Annotated in this window: 5 protein-coding genes; 2 read left to right on the top strand and 3 right to left on the bottom strand. The window is 69.5% G+C overall.

What is annotated here, in order from left to right; genetic code table 11:
- Positions 1-223 precede the first annotated feature (223 nt).
- Positions 224-1,777 (bottom strand): MDR family MFS transporter, encoded by a 1,554-nt coding sequence (locus ACF08F_RS03350; protein ID WP_392296784.1) that lies wholly within the window; start codon positions 1,775-1,777, stop codon positions 224-226.
- A 101-nt stretch (positions 1,778-1,878) separates the two neighbouring features.
- Here ACF08F_RS03350 and ACF08F_RS03345 point away from each other — a divergent pair, with 101 nt between their 5' ends.
- A complete protein-coding gene (locus ACF08F_RS03345) occupies positions 1,879-2,433 on the top strand; it encodes a TetR/AcrR family transcriptional regulator (protein ID WP_392296783.1) in 555 nt (184 codons plus the stop codon).
- Positions 2,434-2,452: 19 nt separating this feature from the next.
- On the opposite strand, the gene ACF08F_RS03340 is transcribed toward ACF08F_RS03345, so the two are convergent.
- Complete coding sequence (locus ACF08F_RS03340; protein ID WP_392296782.1) at positions 2,453-3,181, bottom strand: M23 family metallopeptidase; 729 nt, start codon at positions 3,179-3,181, stop codon at positions 2,453-2,455.
- A 476-nt stretch (positions 3,182-3,657) separates the two neighbouring features.
- Between ACF08F_RS03340 and ACF08F_RS03335 the strand changes: the two genes are divergently transcribed.
- Positions 3,658-6,672 (top strand): NACHT domain-containing protein, encoded by a 3,015-nt coding sequence (locus ACF08F_RS03335; protein WP_392296781.1) that lies wholly within the window; start codon positions 3,658-3,660, stop codon positions 6,670-6,672.
- Between the two features lie 70 nt (positions 6,673-6,742).
- On the opposite strand, the gene ACF08F_RS03330 is transcribed toward ACF08F_RS03335, so the two are convergent.
- Positions 6,743-9,265 (bottom strand): ATP-dependent Clp protease ATP-binding subunit, encoded by a 2,523-nt coding sequence (locus ACF08F_RS03330; protein WP_392296780.1) that lies wholly within the window; start codon positions 9,263-9,265, stop codon positions 6,743-6,745.
- Positions 9,266-9,365 lie beyond the last annotated feature (100 nt).

Below are 9,365 nucleotides of genomic sequence, written 5' to 3'. Positions count from 1 at the left end.
GCTCGCCGCGTTGTCGGGATCACCCCGATACATCCAGTATCGGGGCGACCCTCCGCCTTGCGATCGCACGCACCAGACCCCGTCGGGCCCGCCCTGCGGGCGGCCGGCGCTACTTTCACAACACGCCCTAGGGCGTGGAACGCGTACGACGGTGGGGCCGGCCCTTTCGGGACCGGCCCCACCGTCGTACACACGCAGCTCCCCGTGTCCGAGGACCCGGTGATCAGACCGTCTCGGTCGCCTTCGGCTCCGCCGGGCCGGCGCCGCGCAGCGCCACCTCCTTGACGAAGAAGGCGAGGGCGAAGCCGAGGACGGAGACCGCCGCGGCGACGAGGAAGGCGGAGTGGGTGCCGACGGAGACCGCGTACTGGTAGGCCTCGCGCAGCGGCTCCGGCAGCTTGGCGAGGCTCGCCGCGTCGAGCTGCGCGGTCCGCTCGGTGAGCCCGGACCCGCCGCGCGCCGCCATCTCGTCCTGGACGCGGCTCGTGAAGAGCGCGCCCATGATCGCGACGCCGAAGGAGGAGCCGAGCGTCCGGAAGAGGGTGGTGGACGAGGAGGCCACGCCCATGTCCTTCATCTCGACGCTGTTCTGCGCGACGAGCATGGTGATCTGCATCAGGAAGCCCATGCCGGCGCCGAGGACCGCCATCCAGACCCCGGAGACCAGCCGCGAGGTGCCGGTGTCCATGGTGGAGAGCAGGAAGAGGCCGGCCACCATGAGGGCGCCGCCGACGATCGGGAAGATCTTGTACTTGCCCGTGCTGGTGGTGAAGCGGCCGACGAGCAGCGAGACGACCATCATCGACATCAGCATCGGCAGGAGCAGGAGGCCGGAGTTGGTCGCCGAGGCGCCCTGGACGGACTGCTGGAAGATCGGCAGGTAGAGGACCGCGCCGAACATCACGAAGCCGGTGATGAAGCCGATCAGGGACATGAGGGTGAAGTTGCGGCTGCGGAAGATGTGCAGCGGCATGATCGGGTCCTCGGCCCTGGTCTCGACCCACAGGAAGGCGGCGAGGGCGGCGGCTCCGCCGACCGCGAGGCCGACGATGGTGGCCGAGCCCCAGGCGTACTCCGTACCGCCCCAGGTGGTGACGAGGACGATCGCGGTGATGCCGGCGGTCAGGAGTCCGGCGCCGAGGAAGTCGATCCGGGTGCCCGTGGCGCGCTGCTTCTTCGGCAGGTGCAGGACGGTGGTGACCATGGCGAGGGCGACGGCGCCGAGCGGCAGGTTGATGTAGAAGGACCAGCGCCAGCCCCAGTGGTCGGTGATGGTGCCGCCGACGAGGGGTCCGCCGATCATGGCGAGGGCCATGACGCCGGCCATCATGCCCTGGTACTTGCCGCGCTCGCGGGGCGGGATCAGGTCGCCGATGATCGCCATGACGCCGACCATGAGGCCGCCGGCGCCGAGGCCCTGGATCGTGCGGAAGCCGATGAGCTGGCCCATGTCCTGGGCCATGCCGCTGAGCGCCGAGCCGATCAGGAAGATCACGATCGAGGTGAGGAAGACGCCCTTGCGGCCGAACATGTCGCCGAGCTTGCCCCAGAGGGGGGTGGAGGCGGCGGTGGCCAGGGTGTAGGCGGTGACGACCCAGGAGAGGTGCTCCAGGCCGCCGAGCTCTCCGACGATCGTCGGCATCGCGGTGCCGATGATCATGTTGTCCAGCATCGCGAGCAGCATCGCGATCATCAGGGCGAGGAGGACGACACGGACGCTGCGCGCCGGCGGTGCCGCCTTCTCCTCCGCTGCTTGCACGGTCACGCTCGTCGCCATCCCAGTCCCTTACTTGCCGCCCGGCTAGTTACTACACTGGGGACGGTAGGCGCGTAACTTGCCGGTCGTCAAGTAAGTTTTCTGGAAAGTGGAGAGCAGCCATGGCCCGAGGCAACACCCGCCAGCGCATCCAGGACGTGGCACTGGAGCTCTTCGCCGAGCAGGGGTACGAGAAGACCTCGCTACGGGAGATCGCCGAGCGGCTCGATGTCACCAAGGCGGCGCTGTACTACCACTTCAAGACCAAGGAAGACATCATCATCGGCATCTTCCAGGACCTCACCCGGCCCGTGGACGAGCTGATCACCTGGGCGCGGGAGCAGCCGCGGACGCTGGAGGTCCGGGAGGAGATCCTGCGCCGCTACCAGGAGTCCCTGATCAGCGCGTACCCGCTGTTCCGCTTCATGCAGGAGAACCAGGCGGCCGTCCGCGAGCTGAGCATCGGCCTGACGTTCAAGGAGCGGATGCTCGAACTGAGCGGGCTGATCCAGGAGCCGGACTTCGGCGTCCGCGACCGGGTCCGCTGCGTGAGCGCGATCTTCACGCTGCACGCGGGCATGTTCTTCATGGAGAACGTCGAGGGCGACCCCGAGGAGAAGCGCGAAGCCGTCCTCGAGGTCGCCCTCGATCTGCTGAACCAGGCCCACGGGGCCTAGGGCGTGTTGCGGGGTGAGCTCAGATGCTCACGCCGTGGGACCGCAGGAAGGCGGCCGGGTTGACGGCGGAGCCGTAGTTCGGGGTCGTACGGATCTCGAAGTGCAGGTGCGGGCCGGAGGAGTTGCCGGTGTTGCCCGAGAGGGCGATCTGCTGACCGGCGGCGACCTTCTGGCCGACGTTGACCTTGATCTTCGACAGGTGAGCGTACTGCGAGTACGTGCCGTTGGCGTGCTTGACGACGATCGCGTTGCCGTACGCGGGGCCGTCGCCGCCGCCGTTGGGGCCGGCCTTCACGACGGTGCCGAAGCCCGCGGCCTTGACCGGGGTGCCGACCGGCACGGCGAAGTCCTGGCCGGAGTGCTTGTGGGCCCACATGGCGCCGCCCTGGTTGTAGCTGGCGGTCAGCGTGTACGTGGCGACCGGCTTGACCCAGGAGGGGGCGGCCTTCTTGGCGGCCTTCACGGGGGTGGCCTTCACGGCGACGGTCTTCGCGGCGGCGGCCTTCGCGATGGCGGCCTTCTGGGCTGCGGCCTTGGCGGCGGCGGCCTTCACCTGGGCGGCGACGTGGGCCTGGGTCTCGGCCTGGGCGGCGACGGCGGCGGACGCGGTCGCGGCGACCGGGGCGACGGCCTTGCCCTCGGCGGCGAAGGCGGACCCTGCTCCGGCCACCAGCGACGCTCCCAGACCCGCGGCGGCGAGGGCGACGGCGGCGGTACGGGTGGCGGGGTTCATGACGCGCTTCGACATACGGGGGAAAACCTCCGGGAAGTACGGGACCCGACGCGATCGGTGCTCCGCGTCGGGCTTGCTCATCCTTGGTAACCCGGACCCCCGGCCATCCCAAAACACCCCATCTACGACATTGCGTCGTAGCGATCTCCGGGGGAGATCGACCCTTGACGGCCTTGCCTTCAACTCCTGAAACCGGACATACCGACACAAGAGAAGCGGTTTATCCGCACGTCACGAGGGGCCGGAACTGCCCGAAAGGCCACGCGGCGCCCGGTTCGGGACCCCCGGGGACCAAAGTCCCGGCACTTGATCACTAAACGTCCCGAATCACCACCAAAGGTCGCCACTATTCCGGTTAGTACCGCCCGAAACGCCTGTGCGCCTTGTCACCCGGCACCGGCCGCGAAAGCGACCTGGGTCACGCAACCGGCCCGCCGGAAAGGCCGTCCCGCACTACGCTGGCGGATTCGGCGATCTTCGGGGGGACATCCATGGAACCGGCACTCATCGGCACCCGGCTCGCCTCGGCGGCGATCGGCCCACTCCTGAAGAAACTGCTGGTCAGCGACGGCCCGGGGGCCGGACTCACGGGCGGGGCCCGCGCTGTCCGGCTCTCCTCCCTGGTCTCCTTCCGCGGCGAGAAGCGCACGCTCACGGAGAAGGACGTCCGCAAGCTCGCCGCCGCCCTCGTCGAGCGCTCGGGCGGCGGGCCCGGGGAGGCCCCGTTCCCCGCAGACGAGACCGAGGCCGTGGTCCACACCCTGGGGACGACCCTCCTCGCCCTCGGCGACCTCGACATGGACGACGTGCAGGCCGTCCGCTTCGGCCACCGGGCCCTCGCCCGCCGCCTGCGCGCGGCGGCCCCGCCGCCCGACGGCCTCTCCACGGACTCGGTCCTCTACCTGGAGTCGCTGACCGAGTGGGCCTGCCTGCACATCCTGGAGTTCTTCACCCAGCGCTCGACCTTCGTCGCCCGCAGCCTGGTGGAGCAGACCCGGGGGCAGGCGGAGCTGATCGCCAAGGTGGACGCGCTGCTCACCGGGACCGCGACCACGACCACGCAGGACGCCGCCTTCGAACGGCGGTACTTGGCGCACCTGGCGAAGAAGCACGGCAGCCTGACGATCTACGGCATCGATCTGCACCACTCGGCGAAGGAGTGGCCGCTGGACGTGGCGTACCTGTCCCTTGAGGCGGCGGGACCCGCCGCTGAGCCGACGACGCCCGCGCCCGTACGGCAGGAACGCTCCAAGGCCCACCTCCGCGCCGACCACGCCCTCGCCCGCCACGACAAGGTCCTCCTGCGTGGCCTGGCCGGCTCGGGCAAGACCACCCTCGTCCAGTGGCTGACCGTTTCCGCCGCCTCGGACGATCGCGCGGACGGCATGGCGTACCTCTACGGCCGCATCCCCTTCGTTCTCCCCCTCCGTACCCTCACTCGCCACGGCGAGCGGCTCCCGGGCCCCGACCGCTTCCTCTCCGCCGCCGGCTGCCCGCTCACCGCACCCGAGGGCTGGGCCGACCGGGTGCTGGCCGCCGGGCGGGGCCTGGTCCTGGTCGACGGCATCGACGAGATCCCCGAGAGCGAGCGCGGCCGGGCCCGTGAGTGGCTCCGCGACCTGCTCAGCGCGTACGAGGGCAACCGCTGGCTCGTGACCGCCCGCCCCACCGCCGTGGGCAACGACTGGCTGGCCCGGGACGGCTTCACCGACCTGGCCCTGTCCCCCATGTCCCGCACCGAGGTCGCCACCTTCGTACACCGCTGGCACCGGGCTGCCGGGCCCGAGGCGGAGCCGTACGAGCAGCAGCTCCTCGACGCGCTCCGCACCACGGAACACGTCGCCCAGCTCGCCACCAACCCCTTGATGTGCGGCCTCGTCTGCGCCCTGCACCTCGACCGGCGCGGCTACCTGCCCCAGGGCCGCAAGGCGCTCTACGAGTCCGCGCTGTCGATGCTCCTGTCCCGCCGCGACCGGGAGCGGGGCATGGCGAACCCGTACGGGATCACCCTGGACGCGGCCCCGCAGATCCAGCTGGTCCAGAGGCTCGCCTACTGGCTCACACGGAACGGCCGGCTCCAGATGGACCGCGCCCACGCCGAGTCAGTCATCGCGGAGGCCGTCCCCGCCATGGTCGAGGCGTCCGGCTACGCCCCGGATCGGGTCTTCGCCCACCTGCTCCACCGCAGCGGCCTGCTGCGCGAGCCGACCGCCGACACCATCGACTTCGTCCACCGCACCTTCCAGGACTACCTGGCCGCCAAGGCCCTGGTGGATCACTGGGACATCGGCGTCCTGATCCAGCACGCCAAGGACGACACCTGGGAGGACGTCATCCGCATGGCTGTGGGCCATGCCCGCCCCCACGAGTGCGCGGAGATCCTCCGCGAGCTCCTGAAGGCGGCGGACGCCGCCGAGGACCGCCGGGACCAGCTCCGCCTCCTGATCCTGGCGGCGACCGCTCTGAACCACGCCACTGAAGTGACACCTGCGGTACGGGAGGGGGTGCTGGCCCGTGCCGCGGAGCTGATCCCGCCCCGCACGCCCGACGAGGCCCGCGAGCTGGCGACGGTCGGCCGCATGGTGCTGGACCTGCTTCCGGGCCCGGAAGGGCTCGGGGACGAGGAGGCTCTGATGGCGGTGACGACCGCGACCCACATCTCCTCGGACGCCGCCATCCCCTACCTGGCCCGCTTCGCCCGTGGTTCCACGCTCGGCGTCCGCTCCCAGCTGGTCTGGGGGTGGCAGCGCTTCGATGCCCGCGCGTACGCAGAGGCGGTCATCGCCGTCATCGACCCGACCGATCTCCACTTCAGCGTCCTGAACGACGACCAGGCGGCCGAACTGGTGCGGCTCGGCATCGCCCCGAACCGGCTGGAGATCGGCGCCGGTGTCTCGACGGAGGCGCTGCGCGGCCTCCTGGCCGCCTGCGACCCGCGCACGCTGTTCCTGGCACGCGACGGCGACGAACCCGATCTCACCCCGCTCACCGACCTCACCCGGCTCGACACACTCTCCTTGGACTTCCCCTACGCCCCCTACTGGCGCGCCTGCGCCCTCCCCTCCCAGGCTCCCTTGCGGTCGCTCACCTTCGGCGCCTGGCCGAAGGAAGGCATCGCCGCCCTGCGCTCCGCCTCCCAGCTCCGCCAGCTCAGCCTCTGGGACGCCCACCCGCTCACGGCCCACGACTGGCGGGAGGTGACCTTGCTGACGCAGGTCTGCCAGCTCGCCGTCTCCATCGTGGATCTCGAAACGATCCCGGAGGATGTCGTCCTCCCATGGATCAGCGAGCTCGTGGTCTCCTCCTACGACGACGAGACACCACGGTTCGAGAAGACCGTGCGGGCCTTTCCCGGTCTCCGGCAGCTCGCACTCTTCTCCGACCCCGGGCACGAGGTGGACGTGGCCTCCTTGGCGGGGCTGGAAGGCCTGACGGAGCTCCACGCCAACGAACTGAGCCTGACGGGCACCGAGCACCTCGCGCCCACCGTACGCATCCGCACCTGAGCACAACGAAAAGGGGCGGCCCCGGAACCAGCTGGTTCCGGGGCCGTCCCTTTTGCTCAGGCGCTACGCCTTACGCGTCCTTCGAGAGGTTCGGGCCGGTGCCGCCCGTGGCCTCGATCGGCGGGGCGTCCGGCAGGGCCGACTTCTCCTCGCCGCGGAAGGTGAAGGTGCGCTCCTCGCCCTCGCCCTCCGTGTCCACGACCACGATGTGACCGGGACGCAGCTCGCCGAAGAGGATCTTCTCCGAGAGCGTGTCCTCGATCTCGCGCTGGATCGTCCGGCGCAGCGGCCGGGCGCCCATCACGGGGTCGTAGCCCTTCTTGGCCAGGAGCTCCTTCGCGGACTGGGAGAGCTCGATGCCCATGTCCCGGTCCTTCAGGCGCTCGTCCACGCGGCTGATCATCAGGTCGACGATCTGGAGGATGTCGTCCTGCGTCAGCTGCGGGAAGACGATGATGTCGTCCACACGGTTGAGGAACTCGGGGCGGAAGTGCTGCTTCAGCTCGTCGCTGACCTTCGCCTTCATCCGCTCGTAGTTGGACTTCGTGTCGCCCTGGGCCGCGAAGCCGAGGTTGAAGCCCTTCGAGATGTCCCTGGTCCCGAGGTTGGTGGTCATGATGATGACCGTGTTCTTGAAGTCCACGACCCGGCCCTGGGAGTCGGTCAGGCGACCGTCCTCCAGGATCTGGAGAAGGGAATTGAAGATATCGGGGTGGGCCTTCTCGACCTCGTCGAAGAGGACGACGGAGAACGGCTTGCGGCGCACCTTCTCGGTGAGCTGGCCGCCCTCTTCGTAGCCGACGTATCCGGGCGGCGAACCGAAGAGACGGGAAACCGTGTGCTTCTCGCTGAACTCCGACATGTCGAGGGAGATCATCGCGTCCTCGTCGCCGAAGAGGAATTCGGCGAGGGCCTTCGAAAGCTCGGTCTTACCGACACCGGACGGACCGGCGAAGATGAACGAGCCACCGGGGCGCTTCGGGTCCTTCAGGCCGGCCCGCGTGCGGCGGATCGCCCGCGAGAGGCCGATGACGGCGTCCTTCTGGCCGATGACGCGCTTGTGGAGCTCGTCCTCCATGCGGAGCAGACGCGAGGACTCCTCCTCGGTCAGCTTGAAGACCGGGATGCCGGTGGCGGTCGCGAGGACCTCGGCGATGAGCTCGCCGTCGACCTCGGCGACGACGTCCATGTCGCCGGCCTTCCACTCCTTCTCGCGCTTGGCCTTCGCCGCGAGGAGCTGCTTCTCCTTGTCGCGGAGCGAGGCGGCCTTCTCGAAGTCCTGCGAGTCGATCGCGGACTCCTTGTCCCGGCGGACACCGGCGATCTTCTCGTCGAACTCGCGGAGGTCCGGCGGCGCGGTCATCCGGCGGATGCGCATCCGGGAGCCGGCCTCGTCGATCAGGTCGATCGCCTTGTCCGGGAGGAAGCGGTCCGAGATGTACCGGTCGGCCAGGGTCGCGGCCTGGACGAGGGCCTCGTCGGTGATGGAGACCCGGTGGTGGGCCTCGTACCGGTCGCGCAGCCCCTTGAGGATCTCGATGGTGTGCGGCAGCGACGGCTCGGCGACCTGGATGGGCTGGAAGCGGCGCTCGAGGGCCGCGTCCTTCTCCAGGTACTTGCGGTACTCGTCGAGCGTGGTGGCACCGATGGTCTGGAGCTCACCGCGGGCCAGCATCGGCTTGAGGATGCTGGCGGCGTCGATCGCGCCCTCGGCGGCGCCCGCACCCACGAGGGTGTGGAGCTCGTCGATGAACAGGATGATGTCGCCGCGGGTGCGGATCTCCTTGAGGACCTTCTTCAGGCGCTCCTCGAAGTCACCGCGGTAGCGGGAGCCGGCGACCAGCGCGCCGAGGTCCAGGGTGTAGAGGTGCTTGTCCTTGAGGGTCTCGGGCACCTCGCCCTTGACGATGGCCTGCGCGAGGCCCTCGACGACGGCGGTCTTGCCGACGCCGGGCTCGCCAATGAGGACCGGGTTGTTCTTGGTGCGGCGGGACAGCACCTGCATGACCCGCTCGATCTCCTTCTCGCGCCCGATGACCGGGTCGAGCTTGGATTCGCGGGCCGCCTGGGTGAGGTTCCGGCCGAACTGGTCGAGGACCAGGGACGTCGAGGGGGTGCCCTCGGCAGGGCCGCCGGCCGTGGCGGCTTCCTTGCCCTGGTAGCCGGAGAGCAGCTGGATGACCTGCTGCCGCACCCGGTTGAGGTCGGCGCCCAGCTTCACGAGGACCTGGGCGGCGACGCCCTCGCCCTCGCGGATCAGGCCGAGCAGGATGTGCTCGGTGCCGATGTAGTTGTGGCCGAGCTGGAGGGCCTCGCGGAGCGAGAGCTCCAGGACCTTCTTGGCACGAGGGGTGAAGGGGATGTGCCCGGACGGGGCCTGCTGGCCCTGGCCGATGATCTCCTCCACCTGCTGGCGGACCGCCTCGAGCGAAATCCCGAGGCTCTCCAGGGCCTTAGCGGCGACACCCTCACCCTCGTGGATAAGGCCCAGAAGGATGTGCTCGGTGCCGATGTAGTTGTGGTTGAGCATCCGGGCTTCTTCCTGAGCCAGGACGACAACCCGCCGCGCGCGGTCGGTGAACCTCTCGAACATCGTTAATCGCTCCTCAGAGCGGTCAGTCAGTTAGGGGTCGATCCCCTCCCTGTCCTTCCGCAGCTTAGTCCCGCAAGCGGGGACCGCTCATTCCAACTGC

Origin of the sequence: Streptomyces sp. NPDC015130 (genome assembly GCF_043080005.1) — a bacterium.
Lineage (GTDB): Bacteria > Actinomycetota > Actinomycetes > Streptomycetales > Streptomycetaceae > Streptomyces.
Note: the sequence above shows the minus strand (reverse complement) of the source record. Positions and strands in the feature narration are given on the sequence as shown.